18 protein-coding genes and 1 pseudogene are annotated in these 21,941 nt (G+C 62.2%); 7 read left to right on the forward strand and 12 right to left on the reverse strand.

Going from position 1 to position 21,941, the window contains the following annotated elements; all coding sequences use genetic code 11:
• Positions 1-534: 534 nt before the first annotated feature.
• From AB0I57_RS13005 to AB0I57_RS13020, 4 genes are all read left to right on the forward strand, one after another.
• On the forward strand, positions 535-4,653 hold the full coding sequence (locus tag AB0I57_RS13005; protein ID WP_358335371.1) for a hypothetical protein: 4,119 nt from the start codon (positions 535-537) through the stop codon (positions 4,651-4,653).
• Positions 4,650-8,111 (forward strand): SNF2-related protein, encoded by a 3,462-nt coding sequence (locus AB0I57_RS13010; RefSeq protein WP_358335374.1) that lies wholly within the window; start codon positions 4,650-4,652, stop codon positions 8,109-8,111. Before AB0I57_RS13005 ends, AB0I57_RS13010 begins: the two co-directional genes overlap by 4 nt.
• Positions 8,108-9,226, forward strand: coding sequence for a DUF3320 domain-containing protein (locus AB0I57_RS13015; RefSeq protein ID WP_358335377.1), 1,119 nt, complete (start codon positions 8,108-8,110; stop codon positions 9,224-9,226). The genes AB0I57_RS13010 and AB0I57_RS13015 overlap by 4 nt, the downstream gene beginning before the upstream one ends.
• 680 nt (positions 9,227-9,906) lie before the next feature.
• The gene (locus AB0I57_RS13020; protein WP_358335380.1) at positions 9,907-11,067 is read left to right on the forward strand and encodes a helix-turn-helix domain-containing protein; all 1,161 of its coding nucleotides are present in this window, start codon (positions 9,907-9,909) and stop codon (positions 11,065-11,067) included.
• Positions 11,068-11,122: 55 nt separating this feature from the next.
• Here the strand turns inward: AB0I57_RS13020 and AB0I57_RS13025 are convergent, their stop codons facing one another.
• The 4 genes from AB0I57_RS13025 to AB0I57_RS13040 form a co-directional block, all read right to left on the reverse strand.
• Entirely contained in the window at positions 11,123-11,764 is a 642-nt protein-coding gene (locus AB0I57_RS13025) for a response regulator transcription factor (RefSeq protein WP_358335383.1), read from the reverse strand.
• A complete protein-coding gene (locus AB0I57_RS13030; RefSeq protein ID WP_358335386.1) occupies positions 11,764-13,065 on the reverse strand; it encodes a sensor domain-containing protein in 1,302 nt (433 codons plus the stop codon). The genes AB0I57_RS13025 and AB0I57_RS13030 overlap by 1 nt, the downstream gene beginning before the upstream one ends.
• A 98-nt stretch (positions 13,066-13,163) precedes the next feature.
• Positions 13,164-13,892, reverse strand: a complete 729-nt coding sequence (locus tag AB0I57_RS13035; protein ID WP_358335388.1) for an acetoacetate decarboxylase family protein — start codon at positions 13,890-13,892, stop codon at positions 13,164-13,166.
• Positions 13,889-14,725 carry an SDR family oxidoreductase gene (locus tag AB0I57_RS13040; RefSeq protein WP_358335391.1) on the reverse strand — a complete coding sequence of 279 codons (837 nt, stop codon included), beginning with the start codon at positions 14,723-14,725 and terminating at the stop codon, positions 13,889-13,891. Before AB0I57_RS13040 ends, AB0I57_RS13035 begins: the two co-directional genes overlap by 4 nt.
• A 318-nt stretch (positions 14,726-15,043) precedes the next feature.
• Here AB0I57_RS13040 and AB0I57_RS13045 point away from each other — a divergent pair, with 318 nt between their 5' ends.
• On the forward strand, positions 15,044-15,259 hold the full coding sequence (locus AB0I57_RS13045; RefSeq protein WP_358335393.1) for a beta-propeller fold lactonase family protein: 216 nt from the start codon (positions 15,044-15,046) through the stop codon (positions 15,257-15,259).
• Between the two features lie 204 nt (positions 15,260-15,463).
• Here AB0I57_RS13045 and AB0I57_RS13050 read toward each other — a convergent pair whose 3' ends face one another.
• The 7 genes from AB0I57_RS13050 to AB0I57_RS13080 form a co-directional block, all read right to left on the reverse strand.
• Positions 15,464-16,168 carry a hypothetical protein gene (locus AB0I57_RS13050; protein WP_358335396.1) on the reverse strand — a complete coding sequence of 235 codons (705 nt, stop codon included), beginning with the start codon at positions 16,166-16,168 and terminating at the stop codon, positions 15,464-15,466.
• 154 nt (positions 16,169-16,322) lie between these two features.
• A complete protein-coding gene (locus tag AB0I57_RS13055; protein WP_358335399.1) occupies positions 16,323-16,547 on the reverse strand; it encodes a hypothetical protein in 225 nt (74 codons plus the stop codon).
• A gap of 18 nt (positions 16,548-16,565) precedes the next feature.
• Positions 16,566-16,796, reverse strand: a complete 231-nt coding sequence (locus AB0I57_RS13060; RefSeq protein WP_358335401.1) for a hypothetical protein — start codon at positions 16,794-16,796, stop codon at positions 16,566-16,568.
• Positions 16,796-16,921, reverse strand: coding sequence for a hypothetical protein (locus tag AB0I57_RS13065; RefSeq protein ID WP_358335404.1), 126 nt, complete (start codon positions 16,919-16,921; stop codon positions 16,796-16,798). Before AB0I57_RS13065 ends, AB0I57_RS13060 begins: the two co-directional genes overlap by 1 nt.
• A 277-nt stretch (positions 16,922-17,198) precedes the next feature.
• Positions 17,199-18,332: a DNA polymerase III subunit beta gene (gene dnaN, locus AB0I57_RS13070; RefSeq protein WP_358335407.1), complete on the reverse strand. Its 1,134-nt coding sequence runs from the start codon at positions 18,330-18,332 to the stop codon at positions 17,199-17,201.
• Entirely contained in the window at positions 18,329-18,700 is a 372-nt protein-coding gene (locus AB0I57_RS13075; RefSeq protein ID WP_358335410.1) for a hypothetical protein, read from the reverse strand. The genes dnaN and AB0I57_RS13075 overlap by 4 nt, the downstream gene beginning before the upstream one ends.
• A gap of 115 nt (positions 18,701-18,815) precedes the next feature.
• Entirely contained in the window at positions 18,816-18,980 is a 165-nt protein-coding gene (locus AB0I57_RS13080; protein ID WP_358335413.1) for a hypothetical protein, read from the reverse strand.
• A 179-nt stretch (positions 18,981-19,159) separates the two neighbouring features.
• On the opposite strand from AB0I57_RS13080, the gene AB0I57_RS13085 reads away from it, so the two are divergent.
• Together AB0I57_RS13085 and AB0I57_RS13090 are read left to right on the forward strand one after the other, a co-directional pair.
• Positions 19,160-20,815 carry an ABC-F family ATP-binding cassette domain-containing protein gene (locus tag AB0I57_RS13085; protein ID WP_358335417.1) on the forward strand — a complete coding sequence of 552 codons (1,656 nt, stop codon included), beginning with the start codon at positions 19,160-19,162 and terminating at the stop codon, positions 20,813-20,815.
• A 66-nt stretch (positions 20,816-20,881) separates the two neighbouring features.
• Positions 20,882-21,028 (forward strand): annotated as a pseudogene (locus AB0I57_RS13090) (cytochrome P450); the annotation flags it as partial.
• 12 nt (positions 21,029-21,040) lie between these two features.
• Here the strand turns inward: AB0I57_RS13090 and AB0I57_RS13095 are convergent.
• Positions 21,041-21,922: an aldo/keto reductase gene (locus tag AB0I57_RS13095; protein WP_358335420.1), complete on the reverse strand. Its 882-nt coding sequence runs from the start codon at positions 21,920-21,922 to the stop codon at positions 21,041-21,043.
• Positions 21,923-21,941: the final 19 nt, after the last annotated feature.

Consider the following 21,941-nt stretch of genomic DNA (forward strand, 5'->3'; position numbering starts at 1 on the left):
ATGCGTCGTCCACAAAGCGGCGGTTTGAGCGATATCCGATGTCGACGTAGGGCGGCGATTCTAGAGTTGAAGATCTGAGCGAACGTGTCGAACGACTCGCGCGAAAGGAACTCTCCGTGAGAAACCTCGCCAAGCGGAAGCAGGAGAGCCTCCCGCGCTGGCGTGAGCTGATTTCGGAGACCGCGCGTGAGGGTCGATGACCTGGCCGCGATCTTCCTCGACAAACTCGGTTCTATCATCTGAGCTGCGCAGATCTGAGCAGATCCCTGGGTTCAGCTGGCGTTTGTCTTACCTCGACTCGATCGCCGACGAGCTCAATGACCGCAGGTGCCGTTCTCAGCTACCAGCAAGCTACTCATTGGATCCGCTTCTTTCGGAAATTGGTACTGCCCCACCGCCGGACGGTAGCGACATAATCGACTACTTTCGTCACAAGCTTTGGCGTCATTGGATCTCAAGCCAGTAGGCCACCGAACCACTGGTGTGATTCACCGCGACGTTGATTTGAGCCAGGACCAACAGAGGAGAGCCGCTGTGCGATTGACCGCTGACAAGGTCGTGACGTGGAACGATGCGTTGACACCAGCCGGTCTAACGACCGAGGAGGTCTACCTCGGTCCCGACCCGTTCGGCCTTGGTGGATTCCAGGTGGCGGTGGCGATGTCCACGGCATCCCCTTCCAGGCAAGCGCTGCGCGACCTCTTCACTGCGCGCAAAGGAAAGACGCAGATTCAACTGGTCGTGGCCGTCATCCACGACGGCACAGCCCATCTGTTCGGCCCCGACCCGCAGGCGCAATCGATCGAGCTCTCAGCCGATGTGGCAGAGCGGCAGCTCCAGTCTGTCCTCGCCGAGCCGGATGTGCTTGCCGCTACCGATCGGTTTGCCGGATTCCGCAAATCGAGTGACTCGACCGGTGTTCCGGGCTTCGCCAACAGCGGACTGTTCGCCACGCACCACCTCACGAGCAACGTCCCAAAGCGTGCCGATTGGGAGGCGCTGGGCGATCAGGCGCGAGATCTGCTGGGTCTGCGCAGGAAACAACTCGTCGATGCGTTGGGCTTCGCGACACAGCCCGGTCCGAATGGGACGCTGTTGCTCTCGATTGACCGGCACCCGCCGCGCGCGGTTGCTGTGCTTCTCGACGACTCCGAGCAGTTCGACGCCAAGACTCAACGATTCCAGCTTTCACCGGTCGCATTCGGGCTCGCGGTAGCTTCCCGCCAGGAAGTCCCGTGGCTAATCGTCCTCCGCAAAGACCAAATCCGCCTCTACCCGGGACGCGACGGCGTAGGTATGGGGTCAAAAGGACAGGCCGAGACATACTTCGAGGTCGACCTGTCGACGATCGGCACCGAACACGCTGCGCTTCTCCCGCTGATATTCTCTGCAAGCGCACTGACGGCGGGCGGTACAGCTGACGAACTACTGCGCGACAGCGCGCGGTACGCGACGGAACTCGGCGCGCGCCTGCGAGATCGCATTTACGACGAGATCGTCCCACCGGTAGCTGTAGTGGTGGCTCAGCGCCTGGCGAAGGCGGCCGGGTTGAAGCTCGACGCGGATGGTCTCGCCACTGCTTACAAAGTCACCCTTCGAATCCTCTTCCGTTTACTATTCCAGGCATACGCCGAGGATCGCGGGTTGCTCCCATCCGGACGCAACGAAGGTTTCGATGCCAACAGCCTCAAGACAAACGCTCGTCGTCTGCTCGAATCGGAGGCGGAGGAATTCGGTGACTCGGCGACGATTTGGCTCGACCTCGTCCAGGTGTGGAACGCGATTGACCAGGGAAATCCACAGTGGCAGATCCCGTCATACAACGGCGGATTGTTCTCGGCCGACCCTGGGCGGTCGCCCGAAGGCGCACTTATCAAGCAGATCGAACTTCCGGACAATGTCCTGGGTCCAGCGCTTAAGAGCCTGCTGATCGACGTGAGTGATGACGGTGTGCTTGGCCCCGTCGACTACCGCTCTCTGAGCGTCCGAGAGTTCGGCACAATCTACGAGGGCCTCCTGGAAAGTTCGCTCTCCCTGGCCGAAGAGGACCTTACGGTCGACAGCAAGGGCGCGTGGGTGCCGGCCGCTGAGGGTGCCGAGGTCTGGGCGCCGTCAGGAGCGGTGTACTTCCACACCGCTTCAGGAGAACGCAAGGCAACCGGCTCGTACTTCACTCCCAAGGTCGTTGTCGACCACCTGATCGAGCGATCCCTTGTTCCTGCACTCACAGCGCACCTGGAGAAGATTGCGGGATACCTCGCCAACGGTGACCCGGCCGCGGCGGCTCGTGAGTTCTTCGACTTCCGTGTTGCCGACCTTGCAATGGGCTCGGGGCATTTCCTCGTAGCGGCGGTCGACAAGATCGAAACGCTCATGCGCACCTTCCTCACTGAGCACACCGTTCCTGGTGTTACCGAGGAGCTACTGCGCCTGGCCGCGGTTGCAAAGGAAGCACTCGGATCCGACGATGTCGCCAAGAGCGAAGTCGACGAAGTGGGCCTGCTGCGTCGTCAGGTGGCGAGACGTTGCATCTATGGCCTCGACCTCAATCCGATGGCGGTCGAGCTGGCACGCCTCGCGCTCTGGATTCACACATTCGTTCCCGGCCTGCCAATGAGCAGTCTCGACCACGGTCTGGTGAATGCGAACAGCCTCACCGGCATCGGAACAATCGACGAAGCAATCGATGCATTATTGGGCCTCCCTGGTTCATTTGCTACGTCAACTTCAGCGTCTCCCGGGGATTCCCTCGATGAGCGTGACGGGCTATTCCGAAGCCCAACCACGTCCATCGATGGGAAGTCACGCTCATCTAGATCCAGCACCGGCTACCAGCAGTGGCTACGCAGCGTTGTCGAGGACTATCTTGCGGAAGCACGCCCAATTCTGCTGGACGTCGCCAACGCGTCCGAGGCAACCAAGGCTGAAGTTCACGAAGCCGCCGCCTTGCTCGCCAAGGCGAGAGAAGCCGCGGAGCCCGCACGCCGCATCTTCGATGCCGCCGTCGCGGTTCGAATCGGCAGGTGGTCGACCGAGATCACTCGGCCCGAACACATCACACGCCTCACAGACACCGTCGAGACCAGCACGATCACTGCTCCACTCCGACCGGCACATACGCCGTTTCTCTACCCTGAGGTCTTCTTGAGGGAGAACCCCGGGTTTGATGTGCTGCTTGGCAATCCACCGTGGGAGAAGTTACACATCGAGGAGCACCAGTGGTGGGGACTTCGTATGCCAGGATTGCGATCGATGCGGCAAAAAGAACGAGAGGCCGCACTGGCCGAGTTCAGGGATGCACGCCCCGACTTGGAAGCCGAGTACAAGCGTGATCTAGAGGCAGTACGCCAAGCCAGCGAGGCAGTTGGCGCCGGTCCATTCCCAGGCGTAGGCGCTGCCCACCTCGATCTGTTCTCGGCATTCGCCTGGCGAAACTGGCAGCTGATTCGCAACGGAGGCCGCTTCGGCGTCGTCCTCCCGCGCGGCGCACTTGCTGGAGCCGGACTTGCGGAATGGCGACGTGAGATCCTTGCGCATGGCTCGTTCACCGACGTCTGCTTCATTTTGAATAACAAGAAATGGGTATTCCCAGAGGTGGACGCGAGGTACACCATCGGCCTCACTGTCGCGGAGAAGGGTGGTGACTCGGTTGTCCGGTGGGTCGGCCCCTTCACGAACGAACGCGATTTCCTTGTGGGTGCGGAGAATCTCTCCGAAGTCCCTGGTGGGGAGTTCACCTCCTGGTCCAACACCGCAGCTTTCCCGTTGTTGCCCGACCCAGTCTCGGCCCAAGTCTTCCGGCAGATGAGACAGAGTCCTCGGTTCGATCAAGCGCGCGCAAATTGGGAATTCCGGCCCCTACAGGGTGATCTCAACGCGACGAGTGAGCGTCGCGTGCTCCAAGTCGACGTCGAGGAAGCTCGCGGCCGAATTCCTGTGGTTACCGGGGCTTCGTTCAACCTCTGGAATCCGGACGCTGGCCCACCGAAGGCCTACGGCGAACCGCGCGTGCTTCGTCCGCACCTGGCTAACAAGCTCGAACGTTCAGCACGCCTCACAAGGTCCGCCTATCACGGTCTGGAGTTTCCTGTCCAAACGCTCCCCCTCGACCGCCCGCGCATCGCGGTCCGCGACATCACGAGAGCAACAGACTCGCGAACAGTCATTGCTGCGCTCCTGCCCCCCGGTACAGCTGCCATGGAAAAGGCGCCAGTCTTGGTCCAGCGCCGAGGCGGAGCTCGCGAGGCAGCGGCGCTGCTCGGAATCATGTCGAGCCTCCCGTTCGACTGGTACATGCGCCGTTGGGTAGAACTCAAGCTCTCCTTCGAGTTATTGAACCCCAGTCCAATTCCCGATGTGAACATCGCTTCACCATTTGGCGGTCGTTTAGTAGAGGCCGCGGGCCGCCTCGCCTCCGTTGACGAGCGTTATGAGGAATGGGCTACCGAAGTCGGCGTTCCTGTCGGCACGGTGAAGACTCCGAGCGAGAAAGATGACCTGATCGCAGAAATTGACGCACTCGTAAGTCTTCTTTATGGGCTTACAGAGGACCAGGTCGAACACGTCTTCGCCACGTTTCACCGTGGATGGGACTACAAGGCTCGACTCGACGCCGTTCTGACGCACTTTCGGTCGTGGAAGGGCAAAGCATGACTCAGCTTCCCGATTTCGCGACCAACCACTCACTGAGTGATGCGGCGACCACAGTTGCCGACAAAGTCAACGATCTTTTTCGCCTCTTGCGTAAGAACAAGGTGGCGCCTCCTCCGATAGCGATTGCGACGGCGTATATCAATCCCGCTGGATTCGCATTGGTCGCAGACGAACTGGAGATGGCGCCTCGGGTGCGCCTGCTACTCGGGGCAGAGCCGGACGCCGAGTCAATTCGTGCAATCGCCTCGGGGGATTCCGACCAAGACTCTCGACGCGACGACGCGATTCAGCATCACCAGGCATGGCTCGAGTCCGAGCGCGACAGGATGGGATTCGCCCGCGTCCCAGCCGCTGAAGCAAGGCGAATGGTGGAGTGGCTTCGGAGCATCGGTCCGGAGGGCACCGCGAGGGTAGAGGTTCGCCGGTATTCCGGCGGGTTCCTGCACGGCAAAGCGTATCTCGTCGAGGATGAAGCTACGCAAGCAGCCATTGCCGGCTCGTCAAACATGACGTACGCCGGACTCGCACACAACGCTGAACTCAACCTCGGAACGGGTGGCGGTACAAATTCTGCCGCCAAAGTACGCGAGTGGTTCGAGCATTTCTGGGAGTTGAGCGATCAATACGACCTGGCAGCTCTGTATGGCAGACTCTGGGACCCGCACACCCCCTGGACGATCTACCTGCGGATGCTCTGGGAGCTTTATGGCGAGCACCTCGACGCGGACGAGAACCCGAATGTCCGAACGGGACTCAATCTCACTCGCTTCCAGGCAGACGGTGTTGCTCGAATGGAGCGCCTCCTCGACGAGCACGGTGGCGTCCTTGTCGCCGACGAAGTCGGTCTCGGTAAGACGTTTCTAGCCGGTGAAGTGATCTATCGGACGGCGAACCTCAATCGACAGCAGGTCCTAATCGTCGCACCCGCGGCGCTAAAGACCTCGATGTGGGAGCCCTTCCTCGTGACCCATGACTTCAGTCGGTGGGTGAGAGTCTATTCGTACGAGGAAGTTCGGAACCGCCTCGATCCAGATCGAGGTCCGATAGACGCCTTCATGCGTGAGATCGAGGACTACTCACTCGTAGTGATCGACGAGGCACACAACCTGCGCAACTCTGGTGCACAACGCTCCGGTGCTGTAGACCGAGTCATCACGGCCGGCAACCCCAAGAAGGTTGTTCTATTGACGGCCACACCAGTCAACAATTCGCTGATCGACCTCGAAACCCTTGTCAAGTACTTCATACGAGACGACGCCCGGTTCGCATCGCTGGGTATTCCAAGTATGCGGGAATACATCAAGCAGGCGCAGGCGATAGACCCAGCAAATCTCACACCGGAACACCTATTCGACCTCATGGACCAGGTCGCTGTGCGCCGTACACGCAAGTTCGTCAAGGAGCACTACGCCAACGAGCTCATTATCGGTCCTGACGGCAAGCCGACCTCGATCAAGTTTCCTCAACCGACGGTTCGGCGCATCGACTATGACCTCGACACCGAGGGTCTGGCGCTCATTGATGCAATGGTCTATGCGCTCGACGACCCGACAGACCCGCATGCGCCCCGTGCATGGGAGGACCGGAGTCGTGACCCGAAGCGACTGATGCTTGCACGCTACTTGTCCAGCATGTACACGATCGACCACGACCTGCAGGAATACCAGGCAAGCAATGCGGGCCTGTTGCGATCAGGCCTGCTCAAGCGGCTGGAGTCTAGCCCGCAGGCATTGCAGGCTTCGCTGGAGAAGATGATTGTCTCCCATCAAGCGTTCCTCAATGCCCTCAGCAAGGGGTTCGTCCTCAAGGGCGAGGCACTCAACGAATGGGTTTCGTCCGACTCCGACGACCTCGACGAGTTCGTGGCCGAGTTCGACAAGGACGACCAGATCGACTCGGTCGACGGCTACCACTTGAGGCAGCTTCAGGCCGACGTCGAGTCCGACATCGGCCTGTTGCGCGAGCTGTGCGATCTAGCCGAGGCGGTGATAGCGGGAATCGAGCCAAAGGCCCAGAAGCTCATAGAGGAGCTCACCAGGATTGCCGAGGAAGCTCAGAGAGTCGACCCACGCGGTCTTTCGCACGCCGACCGCCGTAAGGTGATCGTGTTTTCGGCGTTCACCGATACGATCATCCCCATCCACGAAGCAGTGCTCGAGGCCACCAAGGCGGCACCCGCAGGATCACCGCTGGCCGACTACAAGGACCGAATTGCTCCTCCGATCATGGGCACCTATGCCAAGGCCATCGAACGCGGAGCGCACGGCGGTGTCGACCAGGGTGGTCGCGCCTCAACGATCGCAGGATTCGCTCCGCAGACAGCCGGTCCTCGCAACGCGGCTGGCGAGCCGACAGCGACAGACGAGTTCGACATCTTATTCACCACGGACGTGCTTGCCGAGGGCGTGAACCTCCAACAGGCAGGACAGATGATCAACTACGATCTGCCGTGGAACCCGATGCGCATTGTGCAGCGCCACGGTCGCGTTGACCGCATCGGCTCCAAACACGACTATGTTTACCTCGGACTGTTCTTCCCGACTGAACGTCTCGACGCGCTCCTGGAACTCGAAACACGACTAGAAGCGAAACTGGCACTTGCGGATGCCGCCGTAGGCGCAGGTGATGTGCTCCCTGGACGCGGACTAGGCTACGAGGTAAATCTTGCCGATGATCAGGTCATCGACGAGTTCGAAAGATTACTCGACGCCGGCGGTTCGAGTGCCTCGCTGTCGGGTGAGGAGTACCGCCGCCGTCTCTTCGGAGCCTTCGACATGGAGCCGCTGCTGAAGGACGAGGTCCTCGAACTTCCGTACGGCGCAGGTAGCGGCTTCGTGAACCCGGCTGTCCACGGCAACGGGTACGTCTTCTGCATCAAGATTGGCAATAGCGCGAAGCCGTGGTTCCGTTACGTCCCCGCTACCGACAATTGGGCTCTTCGGCACACTGAGGACGGACATCCGATCGTGTCATCCGACACACTGATCTCCCTCCGCGTCGCCGACCCGCAGAACGCTTCCCCTGAACGGTGGCTGCCCGATGAGGTCTATGACGGAGCATTCGATGCATGGGAGGTCGCACGCGACAGTGCCTATACATCGTGGAAGGAACTCACCGACCCCAATGCCTTCCAGCCCGACCTCCCACTCTCGTTCCGAGACGCCTACGCGTTGGTGCTCCGGAAAGGTGCCTATCTTGGACGGGAATCACAAATTGCGCTCGCGAACCGGCTTCGAAGCGTCCCATCGGCAAAGGTTTCGCGCCAGGTACGGGCAAGCCTCAACCAGGGCCGCACAGACGAAGAGCGCATCGCGCTCGTAACGAACGTCCTCGACGAATCCGGAATCACCGCACCGCCGCCACGAGATCCACTGCCAGACATCGAGAAGCACGAGGTCCGCCTCGTCACATGGATGGCCGTTCGCGGAACACGCGGCCTAGAGGAAGTCGCCGAATGACGTTCAACCCCAAGCTGTCTGTCTCAGAGGGTCTCGACCACTTGGCGGAGCGTCTCGATCCGATCATTGCGGCACGGTTCGCAGCCGAGCTGCCTCAACAGCCGTGGACGGTTATTCTGGCGCACCTGGACAAGGTTGCCGGCAAGCCGGCCAGGAACTACAGCACCACAGATCTCCAGACGCAACTCAAGATGTTCACCCGCAGGCTCGGGAAATTCGGCTTCCCGTTCGACGACAACCGACAGACGGTCAGCACACTCGGCCGGGAGTTGACGATTGTCCGCAACGCCCGAGCCCACGGCGACCCGTTCGCCCGGCTCGATGCCTGGCGTGCGCACGACTATTGCGTTCGCCTGCTCGATTACTTCGCCGATACTGACGGACTCGTGAAAGCAACCGCTCTTCGCCAGGAGGCCCTGCTCGCCTACGTCAAAGAGCAGGGCATCGCCCCAGAACCAGCTGATGCGTCACGCTCGACTTCCCCTGCGGCGGCAACCGAGCTGGAGCAACAGTCCACGCAGACCACGCCCAAGGATGAGCCTGAGGTCGTTACACCTGATCAAGCGGTCTTCACTCGCGAACCGACTGTGGAACACAGCGTAGTGGGTAACAGCCGCCTCCCCTTCGAGCCTTGGGAACCCGTCCCGGTCGGGGACGTCTCCGTACTCGACGCTCTTCCCAAGAAGATCGCCAAGGAGAAGATCCGATCCGTCGCGACCGAGATAGTTGAATTCGAGGGACCGGTTCATCTCGAGCGTCTTACCCAACTGACGGCGGCTTCGTTCGGCGTGCGCCGACTCTGGTCGGCACGCGAGAAGAAACTCGTATATCAGATCAAGCAGACGGGCCTGCTCGTCGACGATGACAAGTTCGTCTGGCCGGAAGGTACGCATCCGCAGGAATGGACGGAATTCCGGCCGAACAGCAGCCAGGCTGATCGTCCCTTCCTGCATATCAGTCCGGTCGAGATCGCGAACGCCATGGCGTTCCTTGGCAAACGCAACCCTGGCATCAGCGACGCCGACCTCGACGTCGCGACACTTCAGACGTTCGGACGGAAACGACGAACGAAGCAGATCATTGCGCACCTGGCCAAGGCACGGAGATATGTGTGACGAGGATTCGGCTTATCGCGGCGGGAGTCACTGCGGCCGACTCCGGTACCATCCTCCGGCCGATATCCTAGGATTGCGTTGAACCAGTCCTCGAAAGATGCACGCCACAGAGCGACCGAACACGACGCCGGAACCTTCGGCCGTCCTGGATCTCGTTAACGAATGGGCGCGGCGAAGAGTAATGAGCAACTAGTAAGCCTCACCACCGTGGTATTCGAGAGACGCCAGGAGATCGGTAGTTTCCACTCGTGTGGGACCCAAGCCCTCCACCTATGGTGAGCAACGTGGTCCCTGAGGTGCTGGCGATTCGGGAACCAGCTAGGTCGTCGGCGAAGGGTGATCCTGCGAGCCTCATGCCGACTCTTGGTTGATGTGCGGATTCGACCGGATCTATCGCAACCCGACTATCGCCGGTAGGAATCCGGTGACGGCGCCAGACTGCGCCTTACAGAATCGCCTGGTACGGGAATCAGATCATTCAATGGACGTTTGAAACCCCACCGAAAAGCCGGAGAAAATCGCAATCTGCCTCGAAGAAGAGCCCAAATATTGTGTATGTGCATAATGCGTCGTCGACAAAGCGGCGGTTTGAGCGATATCCGATGTCGACGTAGAGCGGCGATTCTAGAGTTGAAGATCTGAGCGAACGTGTCGGACGACTCGGGCGAAAGGAACTCTCCGTGAGAAACCTCGCCAAGCGGAAGCAGGAGAGCCTCCCGCGCTGGCGTGAGCTGATTTCGGAGACCGCGCGTGAGGTCGATGACCTGGCCGCGATCTTCCTCGACAAGCTCGAATCCGTGGAGGCATATCAGTCGGGCCTTGTGGCGAGGGCCGATCTCGCGGATTCCGCCCGCGAATCGATCCGCCTGATACTCGAGGCGGTCACCGTCGGTCCGAAGAAGACTCGACTCGGTGCGCTTTCCTTGGAGTTGGGTCGACAACGTGCTCGACAGGGAATCCCTGTCGAGGATCTGGTGGCTGCGATCCGCCTCGACTTCGGCATCCTGTGGTCGTCGCTGCTCGAGCGCGCGAATTCTGGGGATATGGCGGTTCTCGCCTTGCATGTCGACAGCCTTTGGCGCGCGGTCGACGACCACGCTCGCGCGGTTCAACTGAGCTATCTCGAGGAGAAAGCGGTGATGGCCGCGTCCACCCGCGACGAACAACAGACTTATCTGACGGAGTTGTTCGGTCCGGCGCCTCTCGTCCCGAGCAAGGTGGAGCAGGTGGCACGCGCGCTGAAGGTTGACGCGCACGACATGTTCCGCGTCGCCGTCGTAGGCCTCGACTCGTCCCAGGACGTTCATCGAATCGCGAACACCCTCGCCGCCAGAGGTGAACGTCTCTTCGTTCTCAATCAGTCCGGCCGTGTGGTGGTCCTGTGGCCTGCCCCCCGAACGCATACGCGGGGGCCGGAGACCCAATATCGGCAACTACAGGAGATTGCGGGCGGAGTGGTCCCAGCAGTGCCCGGCCTCGGCGCCGTATCTTCGGCGGCCGACACCGCGTACGAGATATTTCGTACCATCCGTCCCGATGAAACCGGGCTGCAGACATTGACGGATGCGTGGACGAGAGTCACCAAGAGCCGACTCGACGATCAAGCGGATTTCTCGGCCCACCTGTTGTCCGGTCTTGCCACGATTACCGACGATGAACGTGAACGGATCGTCGAGACCGTGCGGGTCTACCTCGCAACCGGAAGCGTTACCGACACGGCCGTGCAATTGTTTTGCCATCGCAACACAGTGCTGAACCGGCTCGGCAGATTCGAGAAACTGACGAGCCTGGACGTCACCGTTCCCGAACAGGCCGCACTGGCTCTGCTTGCGTTGGCGTGAGGTGTGAACTACTCGATCGGAAGCGGACGGCCGCCATCACTCGAGATAGCTGCCATTACTCGAGGTACCGGAGGACTGCGAGGACCCGTCGGTGGTGTCCCTCCGAAGTCGGCAGGTCGAGCTTGGTGAAGATGTTGCCGATGTGCTTCTCCACTGCCCGCTCGGTGATGTGCAGGGCCTTGGCGAGTGCTGCGTTCGACAAACCCTGAGCCATCAGCCCGAGCACCTCACGTTCGCGAGGGGTGAGCCGGTCCAGGGTCGCGGCCTTCTGACTTGATCCCATCAGTTGGGTCACCACCTCCGGGTCGAGTGCTGTTCCACCGGCCGCGACCCGCTCCAGGGCGTCGACGAACTCGCTTACATCCGCAACACGGTCCTTGAGCAGATAACCGACCCCCGCTGCCCGTCCGGCGAGAAGCTCTGAGGCGTAACGCGTTTCTATCCACTGAGAGAACACGAGAACGCCCATGTCGGGGAACTGTCTGCGCAGTGCAACCGCCTCGACAAGCCCCTCGTCGGTGAACGTCGGAGGCATTCGGACATCGATTACCGCGACATCCGGTCGGTGTTCGGCGACGGCGGCACCCAGGGTGCGGGCGTCGCCGGCGATCGCCGCAATCTCGTGACCACGTTCGATCAGGAGTTGCGCCAGGCCGTCCCGGAGGATCGCATTGTCCTCGGCTATCACGATCCGCATCAGAGGACTCGCTCGACGGGGAGGGAAAGGGTTGCGACAGTGGGCCCTCCGGCGGGGCTGTCCACGGTCAGCGTTCCGTCCACGGTGGCGGCTCGTGCTTCCAACCCGGACAGTCCGCTTCCCGCCCCCACGCGAGCTCCACCGGTTCCGTTGTCACTCACCGTGACCGTCAAGGCGCCTCCGTGGGTGCTCGCTGACACCCATGCCCGGGTCGCGTTCGAGTGGCGCGCGACGTTGGCAAGGAGTTCGGCCACAGTGAAGTAGGCGATGGCTTCGATCCCTGGCGAGGGTCGCGGATCGACGGACACCGTGAGTTCTACAGGAATTGCGCTTCGCGCGGCCAGGGTCTCGAGCGCCCGGGCGAGGCCGAGATCGAGAGCGGGGGGATGGATGCCCCGCACCAGTTCTCGCAGCTCGACGAGGGTGTCCTTCGCCTCCGAGTGCGCCCTGTGCACCAGGTCGGACGGATCTTGTCCGGAAGCCAACCGTTCTTCGGCACGGCCCAACGTCATGGCCATCGACACGATGCGGGCCTGGGTGCCATCGTGTAGGTCACGCTCGACACGTCGCAGTCGGGTCGCCGAATCGTCCACGGCTGCAATCCGACTGCGTTCCAGATGTTCGACGCGAACGTCGCGGGACGAGGGGCCGAGCAGCGTGTGGATCAGAAAGCGGTCGAATGCGGCGAGCCCTCGTATCGGCCACGGCGTGAGAAACAGCCAGACGATGCCTACCGCGCCCACCAGCAACATCTGCGGCCAGGTGTCGAAGTAGACGTTTCCGATCTGGATGATCGAATGCCGCTCGGTCCCGGTCGAGTCGACGTTGGTGATGTCGAACGCCCACCACAGGATCGGTGAGATGGTCAGGTAAAACGCACCCGCGGCGAGCAGCAGAGCGACCAGGGCCGGAACGAATGCGACTGCCTTGATCAGCATGAACAAGATTGCTCGCCATCCTGTTCGGTCTGTGAGTCCGGATTGGACGAATCCGATGACACCGCTGCGCTGCGTGGGTCTGGGCGGTTCGGGTACCGCCACACCCATCAGCGACGAAGCCAGCCTCCGATGAGCGGTGCCGAACCCTCTGGCACCCAGGATGACCGCAGCGAGCAGTGGAAACCCCAACAAGGTGACGGCAAGCAATATCCCGCTCCCAAGCCCGGCGGCGAGGTATACGAGGCCGGCGAGTGCCGGCACGACCGCGACGCCGAGGTAACCCGCCTCACGCCATGTCTTCGCGGCGATGGGTGCTCGGAGGAACTCGACCATGGGCGACGTCGACACGGAAGGTTTGGTCATGGCGAAAGTTTTTCACCTCCAAGGACGCCATTCGAGGGGGTTGGCAGGTGGTTCGTATGGTGTGGCTGTCCACACCATACGAACCACCGCTCATGCGGTCAGATGGGCTGAGCGTCTCCGAATGTCATCGGCAGGTCGGGAATCGAGGAAGTGATCAGTGCTCGCCTCGGCAACCCCAGGGACCGCAGTTCGTCGGCGATGGGGTGAGTTCCGAGTTTCAAATCCGCCCCACCGGGTCGCGAGCGAACACCGCTGGGATTCATCTGCCATGTGGTGACCCTGGTGACGTCGTCGAGATGCGAGTAGGCGGCGAGTGCGGTGCCGGTGCTCGAAGCAGGTACCGGGATACCACGTTTCACGCTGAGCTGAGCGATCAGGCGGTTGCCCTGGCTGACCGACGCCCGCTCCACCGAACTGCTGTGTTCCACATCGAATTGGGCGAGGATCTTCGGAAACCCCCATATGCCCCGGCCTGCTGCCATGGTGAACTCTCCGTCGACCGGTAGGTGATGGATCAGCGCACCGGTCTTGCCTTGCGCCAGCGCCCGCAGATCCTGTGGGACCGATGCGCTGTCGGCGCGGTGATCCCGGACGAGGAACACAACCCCGAACTCGTTGTAGGGGCCAAGGTCTCCGTCGACGTAGTCGATGAATATGAGCACGCACACGCCGCGCCCCGGACGGAATTGCAGGATTTCGAGACCGGTGGAACCGATCAGATCCTGGGCCACGGAGCTCGGAACCGAGTACATGGCCATGAATGCGGACGCCCGCCGAATCTCAACCGGCGTGTCGACCTGTTTGCCGAGTACCAGGTGCGACGTCATGGCGCGACCACCCCTCGCAGACCGTCGTCCCCATAGACCGGTTCGAGCATAGACCTGAAATCGGGTCCGCGGCGCAGCATCTGACCGCCGTCGACATTGATGATCTGGCCGGTGATCCATGTGGATTCGGGACCGAGGAGGAACTTGGCGAGCGCCGCAATGTCGGTGACCTCACCGACCCTCGCGATCGGAGTGTTCGCCAGGTAATCGTCGAGTATCGGCCCGCCGTCGGTGATGAGCGCGACGAGGTCGGTGCGGGTGAGCCCGGGGCGGATGCAATTGACGCGTACATTGCTCGCGCCGAGTTCGTCGGCGGCGAGTTGCACCAGGTGATCCACCCCCGCCTTCGACGGCCCGTACGCCCCGAACCATCGATGCGTGTTGCTGCTAGCGATTGACGAGATCGCGACGATCGATCCCCCGCCCGCGGCCACCAGAGCTCTAGCCGAATGCTTGATCGTCAGCATGGTGCCGGTGATGTTGAGGTCGACGGTACGCCGCCACGCTTCAACGTCCAGTTGGGTGACGGGAGCGATGGTTTCGTTGCCGCCCGCACACGCGACGACGCCATCAAGTCCTCCGGTGCGCTCGCACGCCTTGGAGACCGCGCGGATTACGTCCTCTTCGACGGTGACGTCCGCGGCTACGCTGTCAACGCTGCCGGTGCCGATTTCGCGCACCGCCGCCGCCAGTTTCTGTTCGTTGCGACCACAGATCGTGACGTGGGCTCCCTCGTATGCGAGGGCCTTTGCGACTCCCAAGCCGATGCCGCTCCCGCCGCCGGTGACGAGTACAGAAGCCTTCGAGAGTCCGATGCCGTCGTCGGTAACCATGCACATCTCCTTCGGGTGGTGAACTCGGGTCTGTTCGTACCGCTCCGTCAGGATAGGAACACGTTCTATCATCGGGACACGATTCGTGGGATTCGATGCCGGGGAACTTCCCGGCCAAGGAGCATCGCGATGGCGGACAGGCCGAATTTCGATCTGCTCGACGGACGCTTCTACTCGGGCAACGGCCGATGTCCCGGAACCAGTTCGGTTCCGGGACATCAAGAGCGTCCGGATTGTCTACCTCAACTCCTTGATGTCCTTGGCGTGAGACATATCCATCCTTGACGGGGACCCCTTCCTCGCGCGGCGGTGCGCTGGATGCGCGCGATCTCCCCGGATGGGTCCCGCGCCTACATCGCCAACTGGGGCAGCGACTCGGTGTCGGTGATCGACACCGCCACCAACACCGTCACCGAGACCGTCCCGGTCGGTGAAACACCGCTCGAGGTGGCGATCACCCCGGACGGCGACCACGCCTACATCACCAACGAGGTGATCGGCACGGTAACTGTGGTCGCGATTGAGCAGCCGTAAGCCCCTTTGGGAAACTTCGCTGGCAGCTGACGACATCCAGGAATCACGCCTGGATTAGACTGCTGCTGCGACGAGTAAGAGGTCGCCGCACACTGCCTCGGCCGGCAGGGATTGCTCTCTGTCGGCCCTGATCCGGGAAGTTTCTCGGATCGGCGGGGTGCGGCGACCTCTTTCCGGTCCCCTCAGATCAAAACTGCGCTGCCCTCAGTCAGGTACGGGTGGGTCCTCGAAGGACTCGACGCGCGAGAAACCAAGCCAATTGACTTCGGCAACGACTTCCCAATCATCCTGCGGAGCATCCGAATTACCGCGAAAGACGTATTCCATGCTCGCCATCGCCGTATCGGTATCGAGCACGAGAATATTCTTGGTAGGTGCGTCGAAGCTGATACCCTCCGCTGAAATGGTGAGCATGTTGTGACCATTCTGCGTCAACACCTCAGCCGAAACCTGTGGTCGTTGGGAGAGATCGATGAGAATGGCGCCGGTCAGCCAGGGAGGGATGATTCGATACTTCCACAGGCTTCCTGTCGACGCGATGACGCTCAGTGCCGACTCGGTGTCGATGGCCCGCAGCGGGTTCTCCCGGTCGAATTCCACTTGTGGCGGACCACTATCCGGATGGCGCACCCCATTGGTGGATTGGAGCCTTCCGTTACGGGTCTGAATTACCTTTCGCGTACCGTCGGGTGATCGCCAACTGTGCACATCACAGAAGTCCGTGTCTTTGAATGCGGGAACGGGTTTCGAACCAACAAGGATGGAACCGGTCACCTGATACGTGGCGGTGTGGTGGATGTATTCGATACTTCCGGTGCCCGCGAGTTCGGCACCGTTTGACGCTAGTTGGTGACCCAGCCTGCGCAGCAGGAGTGAACTGTCTTCTCCACCGCCAGCAGACTCGGTCACAGTAGACATGGTTCCACATTCGCCAAGGATGTGAAGAACTGTGCCGCTCGGCAACAGCACGGGTTGGGGCTTGGAGTCTCCCGGTGGAAGTCACACCGGGAGACTCCCCGTTGGCGAGCATCAAAGCGACAATCGCGGCTGCCCTGTCCGCGTACTACGGAGCGGCCGCCGCTACATTTTCCCAGGACAGATACACCGGTTTGTCCCCGCGGACGGTGCGGCCGAGCAGGATTCCCCACGACCGCGGGTCGTTTTTGTCGAACTGGGGGACGAGGCGCTGCGACTTGGCCCGCGAAACACCCTTCAATCTGACTGGTGCCACCATGGTTTTCGCCGCCGCATCCACCTCCGTGCGGCCCCTGGCCCGTGTGGCGGCCATCAAACCCCGCCGGGACGATCAGCACCACCATGAACAGCACTTGGACTGCACCGGCCACACCCGCTCGCCCTTGACCAGCTCACCGATGATGGTGCCGGGATCCCCGCTGGTATCGAGTCCGGCGAGACTCACACCGACCCACCGGGACCCGTAGCCGATGGCCGCGACCGCGATCAGCGCCGTCACCAGCAGCAGCGGCGCCAGATCGGTGCCGGCACCCCCGCTGCCGCTTTTGCGTGCCCGCGCCATCACTGACCACCCCCGGCGATCGCATACATCATGGCCGCCGACACCAGTGCCAGCAGGAGAGCGCCCCCGTATCCGATGGCGACCGCCGAAATCCGTTTCGCCGCAGGATAGGTCTGCGATCGCATCGTCGCCGCCCCGCCGTAAACACACCGACCCCGATCATCACCGCCCTTACCCGGCCGACGCCCTCGCCCTCGCCCCCACCAGCGCCGCATCGCACACATCGTGGATCGAACAACCCCCCGGAAGCGCCTCCACCTCGGTGACCACGCAACTCACCGTCGACCAACCGACCCGATTCGATAGCGGCGCAAATGTCGATGCTCGAAGTCGTGTGCATTTGCTCCGGCAGCGGCTGAGCTCTGGGGCGGGATTCGGGTCGCGTTCTCGTCGGGCGATGGCTCAGTCGGGTAGGCGAACCGGCATCAGTACATAGATCAGACCCTCGCGGCGCTCACCGTGGGGTTCGCGTTCTGCCGCACGCAGAATCGCTGCTCTGGTCGGGCCGTTCAAGGAGATCTCTACGACCTCGGCATGCGCGGCGGTCAGTCCCTCGAGTAGATAGCGGGGGTTGAAGGCGATGGTCAACGGTTCGCCGTCGAACTCGCAACCGATGGACTCCTCTGCGCTTCCTGAGTTGTCGCCCCCGGCGGACAAACGGGCCGTGGTTGCAGCGAAGGTCAACCGAACCTGCGTTCCTCTGGGGGAGAGTAGCGACACCCGTTTGATCGCGTCGATCAGCGGGGCGGAACGTATGCGGGCGGATGCGGTGTGGGTGGTTTCGAGATAGCGCTGGTAGGGCGCGTAGGGCATGTCGAGCGTGCGCATGGTGTGGTGCTGGTCCTCGGTCGCGAGTCCCAGGATCTTTTGCCCTGGGTCACTGGCGATTTCAATTCTCGGTCCCGTGAGCGTCTTGCTTGCCTCTGCCAGTGCGCGGGCTGGCACGAGCATGCTGTTTGGTCTCGAGTTGCCCATTGGGGTCACAGGCTCCCAGCCGAGCTCTCGGATCGCGATGCGGAAGCGGTCGGTGCTCACCAGCCGCAGGAACGAGGGATGGAATTCGATGTTGATCCCGGTCAGCATGGGCAACGTGTCGTCGCGCCCGGCGGCCACGACCACCTGCGCCACGGCGTCGCGCAGGTCCGAGTGATCGACAGCGCCGACCGCTGCAGGTGAGGGCGGGAGGTCTGGGTAGTCCTCGATAGTCATCAGCGGCAGAGCGAATCGCGACGGACCGCAGACGATCTCGAGGCGATCCCCGTTGTCGGACAACTCGACCGGACGCGGGGGGAGGGCTTTCGCGATATCGGTGAGCAGTCGCCCCGATACCAGTGCAGCGCCCGGCTCGTCCACCACTGCACCGGTGATCGTGGCGTGCGAGGAGATCTCGTAGTCGAAACCGGCGACCGACGCCGAGTCCGGTTCCGCTCGTAGCCGAATGCCCGCGAGCACGGGGATCGACGGGCGTCGAGGCACTGTTGGTCCGACCGCGGCCACCGCATCGACGAGACGGTCACGGTCTACACGGAGTTTCATCGGGTTTCTTCCTCGTCGAGGGTTCGATATTCCAGGCGTCGGTGCAGTGCACTGGCCCGAGCGTGCGCGGCTTGCTTGGAGCGATGGCCGAATGTCTCGGCGATCCAACTCCAGCTGTTGCCGTGTTCGCTGGCTGCCCGCATCAGACCCAGTTCCAGCCGATCCAGGTCGGTCCGCGCGGCATGCAGCAATAAGACGCAGGCGTAGACCACGTCGTGTGGTAGCTCTACTCCGTTGTTGTCCAATCGATTCAGTACTCCGCGCACGATCGCCGCCGGGTCGCCACGGGGTGTTTCGTTCGTCGATGACGATGTGGCTTGCAGCCACTCGTCGAGCATCGCCGCCTCCGGCAGTTCGGGATCGGGCATGCCCAAAGCGTACCCTACCGTCAAAATATTTTTGACGGTACGTGGCTGGTTCGGTCCCACCGTCAATCCGGGGTACACCCGATAACCCCGCGAGTTGACCAGGCGGTCACGTCGTTCATGTGTTGGTGAGTAGTTCGGCGATCTCGTCGTCGAGGGCGAGTGCGCGTTTCGCTGCTTCGGCATGCTCGGGTCCGATTTCCAGCGCCAGCAGGTGGTTGTAGTAGTCGTCCAAGACACGGCCAAGCTCGCGTGATGGCAGAAAGCCAATTGCGAACCGCACTGGCGCCCGGTACCTTCCAGGGGTGCATTTGTACTTCCTGTGACGGCTGAGCAAGGCCCCCGCACTCGTTGAGTGATCCGAGTCTGCGGCGGCCTCCTCGTCCTCGACCCTCGTGGTCGCCGTCATCTGCGCACCCTTTCGCCCTCGGGGCTATTGGTGCGTCTTCTTGGAGGACTCGAATGCGTACTTCTACCAATCGTCGACCGGCGCGCGAAAGTGCGCAGCTCATCGTCTCCGACGTATCCGTGATGCGTGGGGCGACCTCTGTGCTGAATCACGTCGACCTCACCGTCACTCCGACATCGCGCATCGCGATCGTGGGTGAGAACGGGCGTGGCAAGTCGACCCTGCTTCATGTGCTCGACGGCACTCTCACCCCTGACACCGGCACGGTGCAATGCATCGGAACACTGGGTGTCGCGGAACAAGCAATGTCCGCGAGCGATGGCCGAACCGTGGGCCAAGCCGTGGCGGAGGCCATCGCCGAACCGCTCGCGGCGCTGGCGTCACTCGACACGGCCGCACTCGCTCTCTCGGATGGAACTGCCGACGCCGCGGAGCGGTACGCGACCGCACTCGAGCATGCCGAGGTACTCGACGCCTGGGACGCCGAGCGGCGTGTGCAGATCGCGCTCGAGGCCCTCGAAGCGGAAACCGACTCGACTCGCCTGCTGAGTGAACTCTCGGTGGGGCAGCGTTATCGCGTGCGTCTCGCGTGTCTCCTGGGTGCCGGTGACGACTTCTTGCTGCTCGACGAGCCCACCAACCATCTCGACCGCAGTGGGCTCGAGTTCTTGACTGCGCAGCTCCGAGGGCGACGGGGAGGAGTGGTCGTCGTTACGCACGATCGCGCACTGCTATCGGATGTAGCGGAGACCATTGTCGACCTCGACCCGTCACCCGATGATCGGGTGCGCGTATATGGCAGCGGTTACGCCGGCTATCGCGAGGGCCGGTTGGTCGAGCGTCAGCGGTGGGAGCAGGAGTACGACCGCCAACAGGCCGAGCACGCCCGACTGAAAGAAAGTCTCAGCTCGGCACAGAACCGTCTGGTGTCCGGGTGGCGGCCGGAGAAGGGCACGAACAAGCATGGCCGCGCGACGCGCGCGGGCGGGCTCGTGCAGAGCGTGCATCGCCGGCAGGAAAAGCTCGATGCCCACGCGGTGACCGTACCGGAGCCACCGCAGCAGCTCCGATTCCCTGAACTACCGACGAGAACTGGCAGAGTGCTGCTGCGCGCCGATCGCGTCAGCGTGGCGGGTCGCGTGGCCGGCCCGCTTTCGTTCTCGCTCTCGCACCGCTGCCGCCTGGCCGTGACCGGCGCGAACGGGGTCGGCAAGTCGGCGCTGTTGGGAGTGCTTGCCGGACAGCTGCAACCGGATACGGGCTCCGTCTGGATGCCGCAGGGGGCACGTGTGGGCTTCCTCCGTCAGGAAACCATGCTGCCGTTGCACCGGCGGGCGAGTGAGGTGTACGCCACTCACGTCGACGCCCTCCTAGCTGCGGGGACGATACAGGGATCAGAAGCTATCGGGCTGTCCCAGCTCGGACTGCTGCGCGCCCGTGAGTCGAGCAAGCGGATCGGTGAACTGTCGATGGGCCAACAGCGCCGCCTCGACCTGGCATTGGTGCTCGCAACGAAACCACACGTGATCCTGCTGGACGAGCCCACGAACCACCTTTCGATCGCTCTCGTCGACGAACTCACCGACGCCCTCGGGGCAACCCAAGCGGCAGTCGTACTCTCTACCCACGATCGGCAGTTCCTCCGCGACATCGACGACTGGCCCCCACTGCAACTGACTGCGACCGCGGACGGCGAGGCATCGGCGTGAGCAACGCGAATCCCGGTGCACTGCGCGCACTCGAGCCGCTCGTTTCGGATCTCGGGCGGTTTCGTCCGGCTCGAAGCGAAGATCATGTTCGAGCAACTGCTTTCGCGGCTGCCCGAAATGATGCTCGTCGACGACGGTCCGCTGCGGCGACGTCCGGCGAATTTTGTGTCGGGACTCGAGCAGATGCCGGTCAAGCTCGGCGCTGTTCAGTAGTGGCTTGTTCGGCTACTGGCGCGCGCCGACCCTGTAGTGATCCGGGTGGGCGCCGACCCGGATACCGCTGTCCAGAGTCTCGATCTCGCTGAGGTCTTGTTCGTCGAGTTCGAAGTCGAAAACGTCCATATTCTCGCGGATTCGCGAATCGTGAACTGACTTGGGGATGACGATCAGGCCGTTTTGCAGATGCCAGCGGACCAACACCTGAGCGGCGGACTTGCTGTGGCGGTCGCCGATGCGTGTGATGATCGGCTCTGTCAGCAGGGTGTTGGGCTTCGATCTCTTGCCCCAGCCCGAGTTGCTGGTGCCGCCGAGCGGACTCCACGATTCGACGGCGATGCCGTGCTCCTTGCAGAAGTTCCGGATGTCGCGCTGGGCGAGATGCGGATGCAATTCCACCTGGTCGATCACGGGCAAAGTGCGCCCGTGGTCGAGTAGTAGCTGGAGGTGGTGAGGCTCGAAGTTGCACACGCCGATCGCCTTGGCTCGTCCGGACTCGGCGATGGCCTCGAACGCGTCCCAGGTGTGGAGGATGCGGTCGTTGTCCTGTAGTGGCCAATGGAGCATGTAGAGGTCGACGTAGTCGAGACCGAGGCGGTCGAGGCTGACGTCGAACGCCTTCAACGCCGGTTCGTATCCGTGGTCGGTGTTCCACAATTTCGTGGTGACGAAGATGTCCTCACGCGGAACGGACGAGGTCGAGATGCCGCGGCCGACGCCCTCTTCGTTGCGGTACGTGGCGGCGGTATCTATGTGGCGGTAGCCCGCCTCGTCCAAGGCGAACCGCACGGCGTGCTCGGTTTCGGCATTGGTGGCCTGCCAGACTCCCAGTCCGAGTTGTGGGATGACCGTTCCGGAATTGAGCACAATGCCGGGTACGTGATGGCGCATGTGATCCAGGCTATCGACA

This window comes from Rhodococcus sp. NPDC049939, assembly GCF_040656415.1.
GTDB lineage: Bacteria > Actinomycetota > Actinomycetes > Mycobacteriales > Mycobacteriaceae > Rhodococcus_F.

Bases quoted from the DNA above. Each gene is read 5' to 3' on its own strand.
- AB0I57_RS13010 (WP_358335374.1), top strand. From the start codon at position 4,650: ATGACTCAGCTTCCCGATTTCGCGACCAACCACTCACTGAGTGATGCG.
- AB0I57_RS13015 (WP_358335377.1), top strand. From the start codon at position 8,108: ATGACGTTCAACCCCAAGCTGTCTGTCTCAGAGGGTCTCGACCACTTG.
- AB0I57_RS13025 (WP_358335383.1), bottom strand. From the start codon at position 11,764: ATGCGGATCGTGATAGCCGAGGACAATGCGATCCTCCGGGACGGCCTG.
- AB0I57_RS13030 (WP_358335386.1), bottom strand. From the start codon at position 13,065: ATGACCAAACCTTCCGTGTCGACGTCGCCCATGGTCGAGTTCCTCCGA.
- AB0I57_RS13035 (WP_358335388.1), bottom strand. From the start codon at position 13,892: ATGACGTCGCACCTGGTACTCGGCAAACAGGTCGACACGCCGGTTGAG.
- AB0I57_RS13040 (WP_358335391.1), bottom strand. From the start codon at position 14,725: ATGGTTACCGACGACGGCATCGGACTCTCGAAGGCTTCTGTACTCGTC.
- AB0I57_RS13045 (WP_358335393.1), top strand. From the start codon at position 15,044: ATGCGCGCGATCTCCCCGGATGGGTCCCGCGCCTACATCGCCAACTGG.
- AB0I57_RS13055 (WP_358335399.1), bottom strand. From the start codon at position 16,547: ATGGCCGCCACACGGGCCAGGGGCCGCACGGAGGTGGATGCGGCGGCG.
- AB0I57_RS13060 (WP_358335401.1), bottom strand. From the start codon at position 16,796: ATGGCGCGGGCACGCAAAAGCGGCAGCGGGGGTGCCGGCACCGATCTG.
- AB0I57_RS13065 (WP_358335404.1), bottom strand. From the start codon at position 16,921: ATGCGATCGCAGACCTATCCTGCGGCGAAACGGATTTCGGCGGTCGCC.
- dnaN (WP_358335407.1), bottom strand. From the start codon at position 18,332: ATGAAACTCCGTGTAGACCGTGACCGTCTCGTCGATGCGGTGGCCGCG.
- AB0I57_RS13075 (WP_358335410.1), bottom strand. From the start codon at position 18,700: ATGCCCGATCCCGAACTGCCGGAGGCGGCGATGCTCGACGAGTGGCTG.
- AB0I57_RS13085 (WP_358335417.1), top strand. From the start codon at position 19,160: ATGCGTACTTCTACCAATCGTCGACCGGCGCGCGAAAGTGCGCAGCTC.
- AB0I57_RS13095 (WP_358335420.1), bottom strand. From the start codon at position 21,922: ATGCGCCATCACGTACCCGGCATTGTGCTCAATTCCGGAACGGTCATC.